This window comes from Arthrobacter sp. NPDC057388 (genome assembly GCF_042668165.1).
Lineage (GTDB): Bacteria > Actinomycetota > Actinomycetes > Actinomycetales > Micrococcaceae > Arthrobacter.
This window is the reverse complement of sequence record NZ_JBHVBL010000009.1, coordinates 96,368-113,427: the sequence shown is the minus strand read 5'-3', so window position 1 is coordinate 113,427 and position 17,060 is coordinate 96,368. Positions and strand designations below refer to the sequence as shown.

General features: G+C 67.6%; 15 protein-coding genes and 2 riboswitches. Of the genes, 8 read left to right on the top strand and 7 right to left on the bottom strand.

From position 1 onward, the window contains the following. Nucleotides 1–116 precede the first annotated feature (116 nt). The 4 genes from ACFUTU_RS06810 (at nt 117) to ACFUTU_RS06795 (ending at nt 4,673) form a co-directional block, all read left to right on the top strand. Nucleotides 117–320: a cold-shock protein gene (locus ACFUTU_RS06810; RefSeq protein WP_377962371.1), complete on the top strand. Its 204-nt coding sequence runs from the start codon at nt 117–119 to the stop codon at nt 318–320. Further along, the gene (locus tag ACFUTU_RS06805) at nt 320–1,624 is read left to right on the top strand and encodes an ABC transporter substrate-binding protein (protein WP_377962368.1); all 1,305 of its coding nucleotides are present in this window, start codon (nt 320–322) and stop codon (nt 1,622–1,624) included. Before ACFUTU_RS06810 ends, ACFUTU_RS06805 begins: the two co-directional genes overlap by 1 nt. A 288-nt stretch (nt 1,625–1,912) precedes the next feature. Further along, entirely contained in the window at nt 1,913–3,541 is a 1,629-nt protein-coding gene (gene groL, locus ACFUTU_RS06800; protein ID WP_377962365.1) for a chaperonin GroEL, read from the top strand. Between the two features lie 130 nt (nt 3,542–3,671). Beyond that, nucleotides 3,672–4,673: an RNase H family protein gene (locus tag ACFUTU_RS06795; RefSeq protein ID WP_377962362.1), complete on the top strand. Its 1,002-nt coding sequence runs from the start codon at nt 3,672–3,674 to the stop codon at nt 4,671–4,673. Nucleotides 4,674–4,718: 45 nt separating this feature from the next. Here ACFUTU_RS06795 and ACFUTU_RS06790 read toward each other — a convergent pair whose 3' ends face one another. The 6 genes from ACFUTU_RS06790 to ACFUTU_RS06765 form a co-directional block, all read right to left on the bottom strand. Beyond that, nucleotides 4,719–5,006, bottom strand: a complete 288-nt coding sequence (locus tag ACFUTU_RS06790; protein WP_377962360.1) for a WXG100 family type VII secretion target — start codon at nt 5,004–5,006, stop codon at nt 4,719–4,721. 124 nt (nt 5,007–5,130) lie between these two features. After that, the gene (locus ACFUTU_RS06785) at nt 5,131–6,636 is read right to left on the bottom strand and encodes a sensor histidine kinase (protein ID WP_377962446.1); all 1,506 of its coding nucleotides are present in this window, start codon (nt 6,634–6,636) and stop codon (nt 5,131–5,133) included. A 74-nt stretch (nt 6,637–6,710) separates the two neighbouring features. Continuing rightward, complete coding sequence (locus ACFUTU_RS06780) at nt 6,711–7,424, bottom strand: response regulator transcription factor (RefSeq protein WP_377962443.1); 714 nt, start codon at nt 7,422–7,424, stop codon at nt 6,711–6,713. 61 nt (nt 7,425–7,485) lie between these two features. After that, on the bottom strand, nt 7,486–9,129 hold the full coding sequence (locus tag ACFUTU_RS06775) for a DNA repair helicase XPB (protein WP_377962357.1): 1,644 nt from the start codon (nt 9,127–9,129) through the stop codon (nt 7,486–7,488). Between the two features lie 13 nt (nt 9,130–9,142). Next, complete coding sequence (locus ACFUTU_RS06770) at nt 9,143–11,635, bottom strand: helicase-associated domain-containing protein (protein WP_377962354.1); 2,493 nt, start codon at nt 11,633–11,635, stop codon at nt 9,143–9,145. Between the two features lie 10 nt (nt 11,636–11,645). Beyond that, nucleotides 11,646–11,879, bottom strand: coding sequence for a hypothetical protein (locus ACFUTU_RS06765; RefSeq protein WP_377962351.1), 234 nt, complete (start codon nt 11,877–11,879; stop codon nt 11,646–11,648). A 182-nt stretch (nt 11,880–12,061) separates the two neighbouring features. Between ACFUTU_RS06765 and ACFUTU_RS06760 the strand changes: the two genes are divergently transcribed. Beyond that, nucleotides 12,062–12,445 carry a cold-shock protein gene (locus ACFUTU_RS06760; protein WP_003804678.1) on the top strand — a complete coding sequence of 128 codons (384 nt, stop codon included), beginning with the start codon at nt 12,062–12,064 and terminating at the stop codon, nt 12,443–12,445. An 8-nt stretch (nt 12,446–12,453) separates the two neighbouring features. Continuing rightward, on the top strand, nt 12,454–13,080 hold the full coding sequence (locus ACFUTU_RS06755; protein WP_377962348.1) for a DUF3027 domain-containing protein: 627 nt from the start codon (nt 12,454–12,456) through the stop codon (nt 13,078–13,080). A 212-nt stretch (nt 13,081–13,292) separates the two neighbouring features. Here ACFUTU_RS06755 and serC read toward each other — a convergent pair whose 3' ends face one another. Then, the gene (gene serC, locus ACFUTU_RS06750) at nt 13,293–14,423 is read right to left on the bottom strand and encodes a phosphoserine transaminase (RefSeq protein ID WP_377962345.1); all 1,131 of its coding nucleotides are present in this window, start codon (nt 14,421–14,423) and stop codon (nt 13,293–13,295) included. Nucleotides 14,424–14,769: 346 nt separating this feature from the next. Here serC and ACFUTU_RS06745 point away from each other — a divergent pair, with 346 nt between their 5' ends. After that, on the top strand, nt 14,770–15,465 hold the full coding sequence (locus ACFUTU_RS06745; RefSeq protein WP_377962342.1) for a metal-dependent transcriptional regulator: 696 nt from the start codon (nt 14,770–14,772) through the stop codon (nt 15,463–15,465). A gap of 174 nt (nt 15,466–15,639) precedes the next feature. Beyond that, a riboswitch (cyclic di-AMP (ydaO/yuaA leader) is annotated at nt 15,640–15,882 on the top strand. Nucleotides 15,883–15,893: 11 nt separating this feature from the next. Then, the gene (locus ACFUTU_RS06740; RefSeq protein ID WP_377962440.1) at nt 15,894–16,715 is read left to right on the top strand and encodes a M23 family metallopeptidase; all 822 of its coding nucleotides are present in this window, start codon (nt 15,894–15,896) and stop codon (nt 16,713–16,715) included. 112 nt (nt 16,716–16,827) lie between these two features. Next, a riboswitch (cyclic di-AMP (ydaO/yuaA leader) is annotated at nt 16,828–17,021 on the top strand. Nucleotides 17,022–17,060 lie beyond the last annotated feature (39 nt).

Here is a 17,060-nt window from a genome sequence, read left to right as displayed (position 1 = left end):
CGGCCGGCCTCCGCTGGCACGTCCCTGTTTGGATAGAGTGAAGGCAGGCTTCAAGGCGTAATCAACGGCACACACCGACGTGGGCCTTACGGAAGCAAGCTGAAAGTGTGGGGATCATGGCATTGGGAACCGTGAAGTGGTTCAACGCGGAAAAGGGCTACGGCTTCATTACCGTTGACGAATCGGGCGACGACGTCTTTGTGCACTGGTCGGCCATCCAGACCGACGGCTACCGTTCGCTCGACGAAGGCCAGCGGGTGGAGCTGGAAGTGGGCGAAGGCGACAAAGGTCCGCAGGCAGAAATGGTCCGGCCCGTCTAGTGGTACGCGGCACACGTTTCCCCGGCACAGCTTTCCGGGGTGCTGCTGCCCGGGGCACCGCCGCCTGGTGTGCCGCCGCTGTGCTGGCACTCGGTGCCTGCTCCGCATCCGGCGACAATGCCCGGACGGCTCCGGTTGAAGCCAGTGGGGACGCAACCTTGCGGATCGGGCTGATCCTCGACAACACCGGGCCCCAGGCCTTTCTGAACGCCGCACAGCTGGCAGCGGCCAGGCTCGCCGTCCAGCAGATCAACGCTGCCGGCGGCCACAAGGGCCGGCCCGTGGAGCTGCTGCCCGAGACCACCGGCAGCGACACCGCCGCGCAGGCCCGGGAGCTCGTCAATGCCAAAGCCGACGTCGTCATCGGCCCCACGGACTCAAGCCGGGCCCCTGCCGCCATCGACGTGCTCTCCAAGGCCGGGATCACGCTCATCTCACCCGCCAACACGGCGCCAGAACTCAGCAGCTACAAGAGCGGCGGCTACTACTTCCGCACAGCCGCGGCGGACGTCGCCCAGGCGCCTGTCCTGGTGAAAATCGCCAGGGATGCCGGGGCCAAGAGCCTCGCGGTGGTCTATGAGGACGGGAACTACGGGCAGGAACTGTCTGCAGCGGTGTCAGCTTCCGCCGAGGCCGCCGGGCTTGACCCCGTGACAGTTAGCGGCTTCAAGGCCGGCGAGGCCCGGAAGTCCGCGGCCGCCGCCCGCGACGCCGCGCCGGACGCCGTCGTCGTCATTGCCCGGGACGGTGCGCAAGGCGCCCTTGCCGAGCTGGCCAACGCCGGGTTGGCCGGCAACAAACTCATCCTGACCGACGGCGCTTTCCGGCAGTACGGCTCCGACCTCGGCTCGAAGGCACTGGAGGGCGCACGCGCCCTGGTGCCCGGAACCTTCCCCTCGGCCCACTTCCAGGCTGAACTGGTGGCCATCGACGCCGGGCTCAAGGACATGACGTTCGCGGCGGAGACGTATGACGCCGTGAACCTCGCGGCCCTGGCCGCCGCTGCGGCAGAGGACGACGCCGGTGCCTCCATCGCCGGTACCCTCATCGCCGTCTCCGGCGGCACGCCCGGCACCCGTGCCTCCTCAGCGCAGTCCGGCAAGCCGACTCCCTGCAGCACGTACAAGGATTGCCTCGCCGCTATCCGGGACGGGAAGGCCATCGACTACGACGGCGAGTCGGGACCCGTCCGCTTCGATGCCAACGGGGACGTCACCGCGGCGAGGTACATGGTGTTCAGCTACGGGGCGGACAACAAGGCCAAGCTCACGGGCAGCGAGGCTGCCGGCAGGTCCGCCGGCTGATCGCTGGCAGCGAATACTCCTTCGCCCGGCGGGACAAACACCGCCATCTGCTTGCACTCTCCCCGGGGGAGTGCTAATTATTGATTAGCACTCCAGCGTGCCGACTGCTAAAGGGTCGTCCGGTCCAGGCCGGTACCTTACGGCGGCGGCGCAAGGAGCGAAAGAAACACCTGGTTGGGGTGAGATCCGGACTGTCGGGCGTACAGAGGCCCGCGGAAGGGATCGTCCGTCGCGGGCACCGCAGCGAGGTTCCTTCTTAACGACTGTCCCGAAAGGACTACTGCCGTTATGGCCAAGATCATTGCATTTGATGAAGAGGCACGCCGCGGTCTTGAGCGGGGCCTGAACACCCTCGCCGACGCCGTCAAGGTCACCCTCGGCCCGCGTGGCCGCAACGTCGTCCTCGAAAAGAAGTGGGGCGCCCCCACGATCACCAACGATGGTGTCTCCATCGCCAAGGAGATCGAGCTGGACGATCCTTACGAGAAGATCGGCGCCGAGCTGGTCAAGGAAGTTGCCAAGAAGACGGATGACGTCGCTGGCGACGGCACCACCACGGCCACCGTCCTGGCCCAGGCCCTGGTCAAGGAAGGCCTGCGCAACGTCGCGGCCGGCGCTGACCCGCTGTCCCTCAAGCGCGGCATCGAGAAGGCCGTCGAGGCAGTCACCGCTGAACTGCTGGACTCCGCCAAGGAAATCGAAACCAAGGAAGAGATCGCAGCCACGGCTTCCATCTCCGCCGGTGACGACGAAATCGGCGCCCTGATCGCCGAAGCCCTGGACAAGGTGGGCAAGGAAGGCGTCATCACGGTCGAGGAATCCAACACCTTCGGCCTCGAGCTGGAGCTCACCGAAGGCATGCGCTTCGACAAGGGCTACATCTCCGCGTACTTCGTCACGGACACCGAGCGCCAGGAAACGGTCCTCGAGGACCCGTACATCCTGATCGTCAACTCCAAGATCTCCAACGTCAAGGAACTGGTTGCTGTCCTCGAGAAGGTCATGCAGTCCAACAAGCCGCTGCTGATCATCGCCGAAGACATCGAGGGCGAGGCCCTGGCCACCCTGATCGTCAACAAGATCCGCGGCACCTTCAAGTCCGTCGCCGTCAAGGCTCCGGGCTTCGGCGACCGCCGCAAGGCGCAGCTGGCCGACATCGCCATCCTCACCGGCGGCCAGGTCATCGCCGAGGAAGTCGGCCTCAAGCTTGAGACCGCCGGCCTCGACCTCCTGGGCAAGGCACGCAAGGTTGTCGTGACCAAGGACGAGACCACCATCGTCGAAGGTGCAGGCGACGCAGACCAGATCGCCGGCCGCGTTTCCCAGATCCGCGCCGAGATCGAAAACTCCGACTCCGACTACGACCGCGAGAAGCTGCAGGAGCGCCTGGCCAAGCTGGCCGGCGGCGTTGCAGTCATCAAGGCCGGTGCCGCCACGGAGGTTGAGCTCAAGGAGCGCAAGCACCGCATTGAGGACGCTGTCCGCAACGCCAAGGCTGCCGTCGAAGAGGGCATCGTTGCCGGTGGTGGCGTGGCCCTGATCCAGGCCGGCGCCAAGGCATTCGCCAACCTGCAGCTCGAAGGCGACGAAGCAACCGGTGCGAACATCGTCCGCGTTGCCATCGACGCCCCGCTGAAGCAGATCGCCTTCAACGCCGGCCTCGAGCCCGGTGTTGTGGTGGACAAGGTCCGCGGCCTGCCCGCCGGCCACGGCCTGAACGCAGCATCCGGCGAATACGTCGACCTGCTTGCTGCCGGCGTGAACGACCCCGTCAAGGTCACCCGCTCTGCCCTGCAGAACGCGGCTTCCATTGCCGGCCTGTTCCTCACCACCGAGGCCGTTGTGGCCGACAAGCCGGAGAAGGCTGCTCCGGCCGTCGGCGGCGGCGACGACATGGGCGGCATGGGCGGCTTCTAGCCTCCCGCTGATCCCAGCTGTTCATTGAGTGCGGCCCCCTCCACGGAGGGGGCCGCACTTTTTCGTCTGTGCAGCCTGCTCGGCCTTTGGCCGGCGTTTATTTGTCCGCCCAGTCTGGCAGGATGGTTCGGTGACGATTACAGCAGCAGCCGACGGTTCGGCATTGGGAAACCCGGGTCCCGCAGGGTGGGCCTGGTACGTGAACGACGACTGCTGGCGGGCCGGCGGCTGGCCGCACGGAACCAACAACCAGGGTGAGCTGATGGCCGTCCTGGACCTCTTCCGCTCCACCGCACACCTGCCCGACGAGGACCTGCACATCCTCTGCGACAGCCAGTACGTGATCAATTCCGTGACCAAGTGGATGCCCGGATGGAAGCGCAAGGGATGGCGCAAGGCCGACGGCAAGCCCGTGCTGAACGTGGACATCCTCAAGGACATCGACCGGGAGCTGGCCGGCCGCAAGTACAGGTTCGAATGGGTCAAGGGCCACGCCGGGCACGAGCTGAACGAAGCCGCGGATGAGCGAGCCAGGGCCGTGGCACTGGCCTACCAGCAGGGCGTGGCCGCCCGGTCAGGCCCCGGGTTCCCCGACGCCGAGCCGGCACCGGCCCGGCGGGCCGTCAAGGAGGGCCGCGGCGAGGGCGGCGTCCCCCCGCTCCTGGAACCTGAACCCGAACCGCAGGCGTTCTTTGCAGCCGACGAGCCCGACCTGTTCAGCGAACTGGGTCTGAATGAACTGGGCCTGAACGAACTGGACGCCGGGGCGTTCGGAGGATCCCCGGCCGGCGCAACGCCCGAAGAAACCGTCGAGGCACTGGAACGTGAGCTCCTCCGCCCGGACGTCCGCAGCGACATCGGGCGTACAGGACAGCTCCTGCACCCTGACTTCACGGAAATCGGTACGGCCGGGCGCCTCTGGACCCGCGATGCCATGATGATGTCCCTTGAGGAAAGCCCGGCCGGCCCGGTTGACCTGGACGTGCTCAGCGCCGACCGGATCGGTGCCGACACGGTTCTGCTGACCTACCGCAGCCACTCCCGCGCCGGCTCAGCCCTCCGGAGTTCCTTGTGGGTCCTGGACGGCGGACAGTGGCGGCTGCGGTTCCACCAGGGCACGCCCGAAGCCTGAAGGCCCGCCATCCCGTCATTGCCCCGCCGGAACCCCCGGGGTGTCTCAGCTGAAGCGCTGCGCGTTGCCCAGTTCGGCCTGGGCGTAGGTGTCAGCGGCGGACGACAGGGCCAGGTTGATGGAGGCGAGCGAGGCCTCGACCTTGCCCTGGGTCAGCGTCCACTCGGCAACGAGGGCCTGGAAGTTGGTGGCGGCCGATCCGCGCCACGTGGCCTGCAGTTCGTCCAGGCCGTGCTTCATGGCCTGGACGTCGGCGCTGATGCGGTCCACGGTGGCTTTCACGTTGGCTGATTTGACCTGCAGCAGGTCGGTATCGACGGAAATGATGCTCATGGCGGGCCTTTCGACAGTAGGGTACCTGCCCGGCAGGACAGCCGCCGGGCTGGCGGACCGGGCGGTCCAGTCCGCTACCTCGAGCCTAGGAACCCGCCCGCAGGCGGCGCCACAGCCGGTGCCGCTATGTGGATAACCGGTTCCCGCCGGCGCTGTCTGAGAACGTCCCGATGCTCTCCACGCCGCTGCCCGCCACGTCGGTGCCGTCCGCCTGACCGTGCGCGGTAAGGCCGTCCGCCTGTCCGTCCGGCTCGGGGGAGTCCGTGCGGAAGGGGAGGCTGACCACGAGTGTTGCGCCGCCGCCGTCGGTACCTTCCACCCGGACGGTGCCGCCGTGCGAACCGACGATGGCGGCCACGATCGCCAGGCCCAGCCCGCTGCCGCCCGTCTCGCGGGTACGGGAAGTATCGGCGCGGTAGAAGCGCTCAAACACCCTGGGCGCCTCCGTGTCGGAGATCCCGGGCCCGTGGTCCCGGACCTCCAGGACCGACTGGGCGGACCCGTCGTCGGCCCGCCGGACGCCAACGGCGAGCTCGACGGGGGTTCCTGCCGGGGTGTACCGCAGCGCGTTGCCCACCAGGTTGCCGATGACCTGGCGCAGCTTCGCCTCGTCGCCCAGCACGGGAGCCGGTTCGGCACTGCCGTTGTGCAGGCCGGTGAGGGTGATGCTGCGGTTCCGTTCGCTGGCCTGGGTGTCCACGACCGCGTCATGGGCCAGCAGCTGCAGGTCGATGGGTTTGCGCTGCAGGGGCCGCTGCTCGTCGAGCCGTGCCAGCAGCAGCAGGTCCTCCACCATGGAGCCCATCCGTTTGGCTTCGCTCTCGATCCGGCCCATGGCACTGGCCACGTCTTCGGGCGACTGCAGGGCGCCGTGCCGGTACAGTTCCGAATAGCCCCGGATCGTCACCAGCGGGGTGCGCAGCTCATGCGAGGCGTCCGCGGCAAACCGGCGCATCCGGTCCTCGGAGGCCATCCGGGCCGCGAAGGCCGCCTCGATGTGGGCGAGCATGGCGTTCAGGGACCTGCCCAGGCGGCCCACTTCCGTGGACGGGTTCTCCACGTCGACGCGGCGCGACAGGTCGCCCGCCGCAATGGCTGCGGCCGTCTTCTCCACCCTGGACAGCGGGCGGAAGGACCTGGTCACAGTCCAGTTGGCGATGAAGAAGGCAAGGATGAGCGTCAGGAGGCCCACCCCCACCACCACCAGGGTGGCGTGGCGCAGCACCTCATCCACCGGCGACAGCGGCAGCCCGATGACCACCACGGCGCGCTGCTGTTCCGTGCCCACAAGGACGGGAACAGCCACGACGCGCCAGTTCTTACCGTCGGTGCCCCGGACCTGGTACGGGCGCAAGTCGCGTTCCCGTGCCTCGTCCAGGGAAACCGAGTCAATGGCGGGCCGGCTGTCCTTGTTGTCCAGACGACTGGCCTCGGCTCCCGGATAGTAGAGGGTCACCGTGTAATCCGTGGGCACCACAGGGTTGGCAATGGGGGAGATGGAGCGCTGGCGCTGGGCTACGTCGACGGCGGCCCCCAGCTTGTCGTCCACCTGGCCCTCGAGAAACCCGCGCAGCAGTGTCAGCGCCCCCGTGCCGGTCACGGCCAGCGCCACCAGCAGGAGGGCCATCATGATGGCCACCAGCTGGGACCGGAGGTTGGCGGACTTCCAACGCTCCAGCCCGGACTTCCAGCGCTCCAGCAACGTCAGCGCTTTTCTGCTGTCCGCAGCACGTAGCCGACGCCGCGCTTGGTCTGGATGAGGGCCGGGGCATCCGGATCGATGTCCACCTTGCGCCGCAGGTAGGAAATGTAGGATTCGACGATGGAGGCATCACCGTTGAAGTCGTATTCCCAGACGTGGTCCAGGATCTGTGCCTTGGACAGGACCCGGTTCGGGTTCAGCATCAGGTAGCGGAGCAGCTTGAATTCGGTGGGGGACAGTTCAATCACCTTGCCGCCGCGGCGCACCTCGTGGGCGTCGTCGTCGAGCTCCAGGTCGTCCACCCGGATGACGGCCTCGTCATCCTCCAGCAGCGGCTGCGTCCTGCGGAGCACGGCACGGATGCGGGCCACCACCTCGTCCAGGCTGAAGGGCTTGGTGACGTAATCGTCCCCGCCCACTGTCAGGCCGGTGACCTTGTCCTCGGTGTCGTCCTTCGCGGTCAGGAAGAGGACAGGGAAATGCTTGCCGGCCGCGCGCAGGCGGCGGGTGACGGTGAAGCCGTCCATGTCCGGCAGCATGACGTCCAGCACCGCGAGGTCGGGCGCGTGGGCCTCGACGGCGGCCAGCGCCTCCCGCCCGTTCCCGGCGGACACCACTTCAAAGCCGGCGAAGCGCAATGACGTGGAGAGCAGCTCGCGGATGTTCGGTTCGTCGTCAACCACGAGGAGCTTCGCTTCGGCGGTGTTCTTTTTCATGTTTCCCATGATGCTCCCAGAATCTGGGAGTTTTCTGGATGGATGTTGTGTGTTGCTTGGGTCAGCAGGATTCGACGTCCTTGGCGTCCATGATGCGGTAGGCATACCCCTGCTCGGCGAGGAAGCGCTGGCGTTTGGCGGCGAAATCCTGGTCCAGGGTGTCCCGTGCCACGAGCGAGTAGAAGCGGGCCGCCCGCCCGTCCTGCTTGGGCCGCAGCAGCCGGCCGAGGCGCTGGGCCTCCTCCTGGCGCGAACCGAAGGAGCCGGAGACCTGGATGGCCACGGAGGCTTCGGGCAGGTCGATGGAAAAGTTGGCCACCTTGGACACCACGAGGGTCTGGATCTCCCCGGCCCGGAAGGCGTCAAAAAGCTTCTGGCGGGCCTTGACCGTGGTTTCACCCTTGATGACCGGGGCGTCCAGCCGCTCGCCCAGCTCGTCGAGCTGGTCGATGTACTGCCCGATCACGAGCACCTGCTCGCCCCGGTGGTGCTCCACCAGCTGCTCGGCCACGAGGGTCTTCGTCTCGGACGTGGCGCACAGGCGGTACTTGTCGGCATCCTCAGCCATGGCATACGCCACCCGCTCATCCTTGGGGAGGTCGATGCGGACCTCCACGCAGTCCGCGGGCGCGATGTAGCCCTGGGCCTCGATGTCCTTCCACGGCGCGTCGTAGCGCTTGGGGCCGATGAGGCTGAAGACCTCGCCTTCCCTGCCGTCTTCACGCACCAGGGTTGCCGTGAGCCCCAGCCGGCGCCGGGCCTGCAGGTCCGCCGTCATCCGGAAGATCGGCGCGGGGAGCAGGTGCACCTCGTCGTAGATGATCAGGCCCCAGTCGTGGCCGTCAACGAGTTCCAGGTGCGGGTAAATGCCGCCGCGCTTGGTGGTGAGGACCTGGTACGTTGCAATCGTCACCGGCCGGACTTCCTTGACGGCGCCCGAATACTCGCCGATCTCGTCCTCGGTCAGCGAGGTCCGCCTGAGCAGCTCGTCCTTCCACTGCCGCGCGGAGACGGTGTTGGTGACCAGGATGAGAGTGGTGGTGGAGCCGGTGGCCATCGCCGCGGCGCCCACGAGCGTCTTTCCGGCACCGCAGGGGAGCACGACGACGCCGCTGCCGCCGGCCCAGAAGTTCTCCGTGGCCAGCCGCTGGTACGGGCGCAGTTTCCAGCCCGACTCGTTCAGCATGATCAGGTGCGGCGTGCCGTCGACGTAGCCGGCCAGGTCCTCCGCGGGCCAGCCGAGCTTGAGCAGCAGCTGCTTGAGCTGGCCGCGCTGGGAGGAGTGGACCACCACGGTCTCCGCGTCGATGCGCGGTCCCAGCAGGGGCTGGATCTTCTTGGCCCTGCTGACCTCCTCCAGCACGGGGTAGTCGCTGGTACGCATGACCAGTCCGTGCTGGGAGTCCTTCTCGAGGCGCAGCCGGCCGTACCGGGACATGGTCTCCTCGATGTCCACCAGCAGCGAGTGCGGCACGGGGAACCGGGAGTACTTCAGCAGCGTGTCCAGCACCTTCTCGGCGTCGAGCCCCGCGGCCCGGGCGTTCCACAGCCCCAGGGGCGTGAGCCGGTAGCTGTGCATGTGCTCGGGCGCGCGTTCCAGCTCGGCGAAGGCCGCGATGGCGTGCCTGGCCTCCGTCGCCTGCTCGTGGTCCACTTCGAGGAGGATGGTTTTGTCGCTCTGGACGATCAGGGGTCCGTCGTTCACGCAGGTAGAACCTTCACTGCTGCATTTCCTCTGCTGCCTCGATATCGATGATCCGGTGGATGGAGAGCACCCTTTCGGTGTCCTTCGCGGGGTCAAACACCCGGACGCGTCCGCCTGCCACGGAGACCGGAACCACCGTTTCCAGTTTCGCATTCCCCAGGCTGTCCACGACGTTCATCACGACTTTCTGCCGGAGCCGGATGGCCTTGTGCAGCGTCTCCAGTCCCAGCTGCGTCGCCTCTTCGCTGCCGGCGCCGGCCGGACGGGAACCGTTGGGGCTCATGCCGGCCGGCGCATGGCTGCGCAGGACTGCCAGCTGCGCGCTGACGTCGGCGTCGGGAAGGGCGGTGCGCGGTGCGCTGTAGACGGGGCGCCCGCCGCCCGGAGGCGGCGCGGTGCGGTTCAGGCGGACGACGGCGGATCCGGCGTCGTCGACGGCGGGTGAGAGTCCCAGCCCGCGCAGCACGAGGGCCGTCTGCCGGGGAGAGGCCATGGAGACCAGGACGGTGGGGGCGATCCGGACCAGCCCCAGCGACGAGGCCGCAGCCTCCCGGCACAGCTCGCTAAGCGCGGCCTCGTCGTCGCTTTGGATGAAGCTGGCAGCCGCCCCGACGCGCAGCTTGCCGTGCCTGGCCGCGGTGTCCTCCACGAGGTACTGCAGCGGCTGCGGCACCGCCGTGGCGGAGTGCCGGCGGAGGAAGTCGAGGATGGCAGCGGCGTCCTGGCCTGAATCGAGGGCGCGGCGGATGGACTCGACCGAGAACCGGTACGTCGTGGCCGGTCCCTGCCCTTCGGCGTCGGCCATCCGCAGGAGCTGTTCGGCCAGGTCGGGAGCCAGATAGCCCGGTGCCACGGCGGTCAGGTCTGCCTGCAGGAGTACGTGGTTGAGGGCCGCGGGCAGGTGTTCGCCCAGAAGGTCCATGGCGTCGTCGGGCGCGTCCGCGGCGATGGCGGCACCCAGCTGGCTCAGCGCACCGGACCCGATCAGGCCCAGCAGCTCGGCTTCGGCCAGGACCCCGCTGATCAGGGAACTGAACCGCCGCGCCATGCGGGGCTGTGACCATTCGGCACGCTGCAGCACCGCCTCGGCGTTCAGCACCGGTGCCGCGTCGTCGGGCATCTCGGCCTCCAGCGTCAGCTCCCGCAGGATTTCCAGGATCCGCTTGCGGATGACGGGCGCGTCGGACCGCTGGGCTTCGGCGGAAAGGGCGTTGACGGTGGCCGCGGCGGCCGTGCGGTGGTTGGCGGGGACCGCAGGCTGGCCGTTGATGGGCCCCCCCACGAGCGACGGGGCGCGCTCGCTGGCCAGCCAGGCGTTGACCAGCCACAGCCACTGCTCCTGCCGCGGCAGGCCGAGCCACTCCAGCTGGGGCGGCTGCACCCAGCAGGAGCTGTCGGGGTCCAGCCGGATCAGGCCGGACAGGGCACAGAGCTCCAGCAGCAGGGCAGTGGTGCGCTGGTCCACGCGGAGGGCCTCGGAAAGCCGGCGCATCTCACGGATTCCCACGCCTCCGCTCCGCAGGGTGGCCAGGGGCTGGTCCCTGACCGCATGGAGCACCTCTCCGGTGAGGCGCAGCGTCTCCGCGATGGCGCCGAGTGCGGCGTTGCGGCGGAGCGCGGCCGTGGTGACGCCGAGCGTCGGCACCGGGGGAGCCAGCGAGAAGTTGTCGATGATGGCCCCGCCGCGGAGGGAAATGCCCACGCTGTGCGGAAGTTCGACGTGGGCGGCGTCCAGCGGCACCAGCAGGCCGCGGGCCAGGAGCCAGTCAACGGGGCCGACGTCGTGGCCTTCAGTAGTGACGGAAGCTTTCCGCTGGGCCTGGGGCACAGCGCCCATGGCCCAGTTGCTGAACCGGGCCAGCAGGGCAGCGGTACGTTCCGGCGCGGTCGCCAGCAATGCCTGCAGTGCCTCGGGGGAGGAAGTCCAGTGCTGCAGCGCCAGTGCTGCGTCCATCGGCGTGGTGGCCGCCCGCACCGCCGCGCCGCTGCGGTGCAGTTCGCCGACCAGCTGGACAACGCGCTGGGCGAATGCGGGCTGCAGCCTGACGAGTTCGGTGTAGCTGCGTCCCAGTCCGGCAGGGTAGATCCCGACGACGTCCTTCAGGCTGCTCACCGGAAGGTAGAACCGCTGCCGCTGGGCGCCCGGCCCCGCGCCGTGCGGCGGCTCCGCGCGCTGGACCAGGGCAAGGTCATGTAGCGACTGCAGGAGCTGCTCGATGGCGGCCACCGTTGAGCCGGCGATGGCCTTCTTCAGCACCGCGGCCGATGCGCTGTGACCGGTGTCCGTGTTGGTGCACAGGTGCAGGGTCTCCAGTACCTGCATCTGGGGGCGGTTCAGGCGTTCCAGGGCGCGCTGTACGCTCACCCTCGCGCTGGCGCGTGCAGCGAGGGCCGGGAAGTCCGGAACACCGGGGGAGATCAGGTCCGGCCGCGCAGCGAACAGAGCCCGCAGCGATTCGTCGCTGCGTGCCTCCAGTTCCTTGCTGAGCGCACGAATGAGGGACATCAGTCCAACGTTACCGCCCGCCGGAGGTTCCTGCCCGGCGGCGGGCGGCGACGGCGTCGACCACGAGCACGAGCATCAGCAGGAAGGCTGCCGGAAGACCGTAGAGCGCTGTTGACGTGACCCACTGCGGTGCGGCCTGGCCCGCGGCGGCCAGCGCCATGACTGCCCCGACGGCTGCGAGGGACAAAACTGCAAGGAGCACTGCGGCGGCCGTCAATGGCCGCCGGAAACGCGCGGATGTCATGAATGTAACGCTAACAGCAGCGCCGCCGCTGCGCCTCAAAGCGGGATTAGCCTGCCGGTCAGGATAACCTTGAAGAAGCAGACCAACATGGACCAGGCAGTCATACCCTGAACCCGCACATCAGTGCGGATGCGGTGACGGCCGGCCATGTCCCAGAACGCAGAACGAAGAAGGTTGATTAGGTGCCTACCGGCAAGGTCAAGTGGTACGACAAGGACAAAGGGTTCGGATTCCTCGCAGGCGAGGACGGGCAGGAAGTGTTCCTTCCCAAGTCAGCGCTGCCCGCAGGGGTCTCGGAACTCAAGGCCGGCACCCGGGTTGAGTTCGGCGTTGCCGACGGGCGCAAGGGTGCCCAGGCCCTTGGCCTGCGTGTCCTCGAAAAGACGCCGTCCATCGCCAAGGCCAAGCGCCCCAGCGCGAGGGACCTTGCCCCGCTGGTGCAGGACCTGGTGACGGTCCTGGACAACCTGTCCGGGACGCTGTCCTCGGGCAAGTACCCGGACGGCAACAAGGGCAAGGCCATTGCCGCCGCCCTGCGTAAGGTTGCCGACGAGCTGGACGCCTAGGCCTCCCGATGAACCCGGAACCTGAACAGGCCGCATCCAAGGCTGAATCCAAGGTGGAATCCAAAGCGCCCAAGCGGCGTGCCGGCGTCCCGGTGTGGCGGACGGGGAAGCCCGACGCCGTGCTGGCCGCTGCCGTGGAGACCGCGCGGACCGCCATCGAAGGCATTGCGAAGGCATCCGAAATCGGGGACCACCTTGCCGCCCGCACCGAGGGCGACCGCGTGGTGACGCACCTCTTCGAATCACGCCTGCCGGGGTACATCGGCTGGCAGTGGTACGCGGTGCTGACCCGCAACTCGCGCTCCAAAGTGGTCACGGTCAACGAGCTTGGCCTGCTGCCGTCCGAAAACTCGATCCTCGCACCGGAGTGGGTGCCGTGGGCCGAGCGCGTACGCCCGGAGGACGCCCAGGAGCAGGAACAGGACGCCCAGGAGGCGGGGGACCAGGACCAGGACAGCCAGGAGGTCCAGGACGTGGAGGCACAGGACCAGGAGGCTCAGGATTCCCCGGTTGAAGAGCCGGAGGAGGACGCCGCTGGCGCTGCTCCTGAAGAAGACCCCGACGCCGGTACGGACTCCGGCGCTGATACTGCGGCCGGCAGCGAAACAGGGTCCGTCGGCCAGGAGCACGGCTGACCCGCCGCCGGTCCCGGTCTGAGCATGCATTTGCCCCCGCGTTCTTCGAACGCGGGGGCAAATCTTTTGGCTTAATCCTTTATGGCTTTGACGGCGGACGGCGCCGTCCGGCACACAAGCCCGGACGACGCCGTCGAAGAGTTTTGTACAGATAATGGGGCCAAACGGCCCTCAAACCCCGATTATCTGGACAAAAACTCCTCGCCGGCGCGCTACTTCTTCAGCTCGCCCACCACGTAGTCGATGCACTCCAGCAGGGCGGAGACGTCGGACGGCTCGATGGCCACGAAGGTGGCGATGCGCAGCTGGTTGCGTCCCAGCTTCCGGTAGGGCTCGGTGTCCACGATGCCGTTGGCGCGGAGCACCTTGGCGATGGCGGCGGCGTCGATCGAGTCATCGAAGTCGATGGTGGCGATGACGTTGGAGCGCTCGGCGGCGTTGGCCACGAACGGCGTGGCGAACTCGGAGGCTTCCGCCCACTTGTAGATGCGTCCGGCCGAGTCTGCCGTGCGCCCGGCGGCGAAGTCCAGGCCGCCGTTGGCGTTGAGCCACTGCACCTGGGCGTCCAGCGTGACGAGCGTGGACAGCGACGGGGTGTTGTACGTCTGGTTGAGCTTGGAGTTGTCGATGGCGGTCTTCAGGTCCAGGAAGTCCGGGATCCAGCGCCCGCTGGCCTTGACGCGCTCGGCCCGCTCCAGCGCGGCAGGGGAGAACAGGCCCAGCCAGAGTCCACCGTCCGAGGCGAAATTCTTCTGCGGCGCGAAGTAGTAGACGTCCGTCTGGGCCACATCGACGTCCAGTCCGCCGGCAGCGGAAGTGGCGTCCACCAGCACCAGCGCGCCCTCATCGGCGCCGTTCACCCGCTGGACGGGAGCGGCAACGCCCGTGGAGGTCTCGTTCTGGGGCCACGCGTACACGTCAACGCCCGCCTCGGCCCTGGGTGCGGGGCAGGTGCCGGGCTCGGACTTGATGATGGTCGATTCCGCGAGGAAGGGTGCCTTGTTCGTGGCCGCGGCAAACTTGGAGCCGAACTCGCCGAAGGACAGGTGCTGCGCCTTCTCTTCCACCAGGCCGAAGCTGGCGACGTCCCAGAATGCGGTGGAGCCGCCGACGCCGAGGACCACCTCGTAACCTTCGGGGGCGCGGAAGAAGGTGCTGAGGCCTTCGCGGACGGAGCCCACGAGGTTCTTGACCGGAGCCTGGCGGTGGGAGGTGCCAAGGAGCGTGGTGGCGGCGGCGGAGAGTGCCTCGATCTGCTCCGGCCTGACCTTGGAGGGACCGGCGCCGAACCGTCCGTCCTTGGGCAGGAGATTTGCGGGGATAGTGATGCTGGTGTCGCTCACAGGGGCTCCAATTTTCGGCATGGAAGTATGGTTCGGCTGGGTCGGGGTGGTGGCCGGCAGGCAACCGTGACCGCCACGAAGACCCTCCTTATTCTGCCCGAAGCGCGGATACCCCGGGAACACGGGCCCGTCATAGTCCGGTCACTGAGACAAAGGCCGCCCCCTGCTTCATGAATTATTCGGACTAATTCAAAATAGGCTAAGCTGGCAGTGGACGCACGGGCAGAGAGCCGGTGCTGCGCCGCCGTCGGATATGCGACCGCCGCTGCAGCCTGCCGGCCCCCGGTGCGTGGGCCCGCGGTACGGTGGGACAGACACACATACTGTGCTCGAGGAGCTGAGCTGAATGACGGATCTGATCGACACCACGGAGATGTACCTTCGCACCATCCTGGAGCTGGAGGAAGAGAACATCGTGGCGCTTCGGGCACGCATCGCCGAACGTCTCCGCCACTCGGGTCCCACCGTTTCGCAGACCATCGGCAGGATGGAACGCGACGGCCTCGTTGTGGTCTCCGGTGACCGCCACCTCGAACTGACCGAAGTGGGCCGCAAGCGCGCCACCGAGGTGATGCGCAAGCACCGCCTCGCCGAGCGCCTCCTGGCCGATGTGATCGGCCTCGACTGGGCCTACGTCCACGATGAGGCGTGCCGCTGGGAGCACGTCATGAGTGAACGGGTGGAGCGCCGGATCTACGAAATGCTGGACCACCCCACCGAATCGCCCTACGGCAACCCGATCCCGGGACTCGCGGCACTCGGCGGACAGCCGGCCCGCCCGTTCGCGGACGGCGTGGTGAACCTGCTCGACGCCATGACCGGCTACGGCCCGGAATCGAAGGTCAGGGTGAGCCGACTGGCGGAACCCATCCAGGTGGAGCCGGAGCTCCTCCTCCAGCTGGATGAGGGCGGAATCCGGCCCGGCGCCGCCGTCTCGCTGGAGCGCGTGGGGGAGTACATTTCGGTGCGCGTGCCCGGCTTTGAGGGCGCCCTTGAGCTGCCGCCGGAAGTGGCCGCGCACGTCTTCGTCCGCGTGGACTAGGTCCCGGCGGGACCCTCCGCGGGCAGCCGTGGGGCCCTTCGTCAATGACCGAGGCTTCTGTCTGACATCTGCAGGCAGGATGACCCACCACTTTTGCACAGCGAATATAACGGAATTATTACTGCGCTCTTTAATCGCCTATAGTTAAACGGCAACGCCGATACAAAAGCGTTACCTGATCTGGAGCCGAACCCTGCCAGCAGATCAGCAGCACGAGTCACCCACTGGCAGGGGCGGGGGAACCACAACCGGCTGTTTCACAGCCTTGGGGTGAAGTCCGCAGCAGCAAGTCCTCTCCGCAGAAGGAATCCTCCCGGGATACCCCTGTGCCGGATTGGCTTGTCATGGCGGACCGGGTCTACGCACTCTCTGACCCGAATCCGACAGCTAACTTCGCAGGCTATCCAGAGAGGAAGCAGTACTTGTCCATGCAGAATGCCCGGGGCCGCCGCCGCGCGACCGGTCCCGCTCCGGAGCCGCGCCCTGCGGAGGCCATTTCCGCGGACCGTCCCCGGGACGCCCAGCGTGAAGCGCGCCGCCGCCGGGGTCCGTTCCGGCAGGTTACGGATTTCGCTTCAGCCAGCGGCGTTGGGCAGAAAGCTGGCGTAGCCCTCGCTGCCACCGGCCTGCTGCTGACTGTTACCGTCCCCGCCACCAGCCCGGTGCTGGCTGCGGGCGAGCAGCAGGAAACGGCATCGGCTTCGGCCGCCTCACCGGCCCAGCCCAAGGTGTCCGCAGAAGCAGCAGCAAAGATCGACTTCAGCCGCACATCGGTCTCCACCACCGGGGACCCGGACGGGAAGCTCAAGCAGCTCCTCAGTGCCCAGTCAGCCGGCAGCATCAGCCGCTCGGCTTCGGTGGGTTCCCTCGGCGCGCCGCTGACCACGATGGTCAAGTCCTCGCCGTTCGGCTACCGCGTCAGCCCGATCACAGGCGGCGCCGGCGAATTCCACCGCGGCCAGGACTTCGCCGCCCAGTGCGGCACGGAGGTACTGGCAGCGGCCAGCGGCAAGGTGACCTTCGCCGGGTGGCACCCGTACGGGGGAGGCAACCGCGTGGTCATCGACCACGGCAACGGCCTGGAAACCACGTACAACCACCTGTCGTCCTCCAGCGTCCAGGTCGGCCAGAAGGTCACCCGGGGCGAAGTTGTGGCCCTCAGCGGGACCACCGGCGCCTCCACCGGCTGCCACCTCCACTTCGAGGTGATGGTCAACGGCGACGTCGTTGATCCCACCGGCTGGCTCTGAGCCAATCCGAGTGAGCACTCTCATTCCCGTGACACGCCGTGACCTGAATGTGACTTTCGCTCCGAACTGCTGTACCGTCTAAACCGCGTCAACTTCGCCGAAGTTGACGCTCTTGAGTGGATTGCCTAACTCTGCCACCGCTCAAGGTCCGTTCGCATTACATCGTCTGGCAGGGGCGGGGGAACCAATTTTGGTCTTCGCAAGAAGGCCTTGGGGTTAAGTCGCAAAGCTTCCCAGGAAGCAGCGCGGCCGGGTGACTCCCATCCGAATCCGACAGCTCACCTCGTAGGCATTGGGAGAGGCTACCTTCGTGTCTTCACGCCACAATGCCGCGCGCCATCGCGC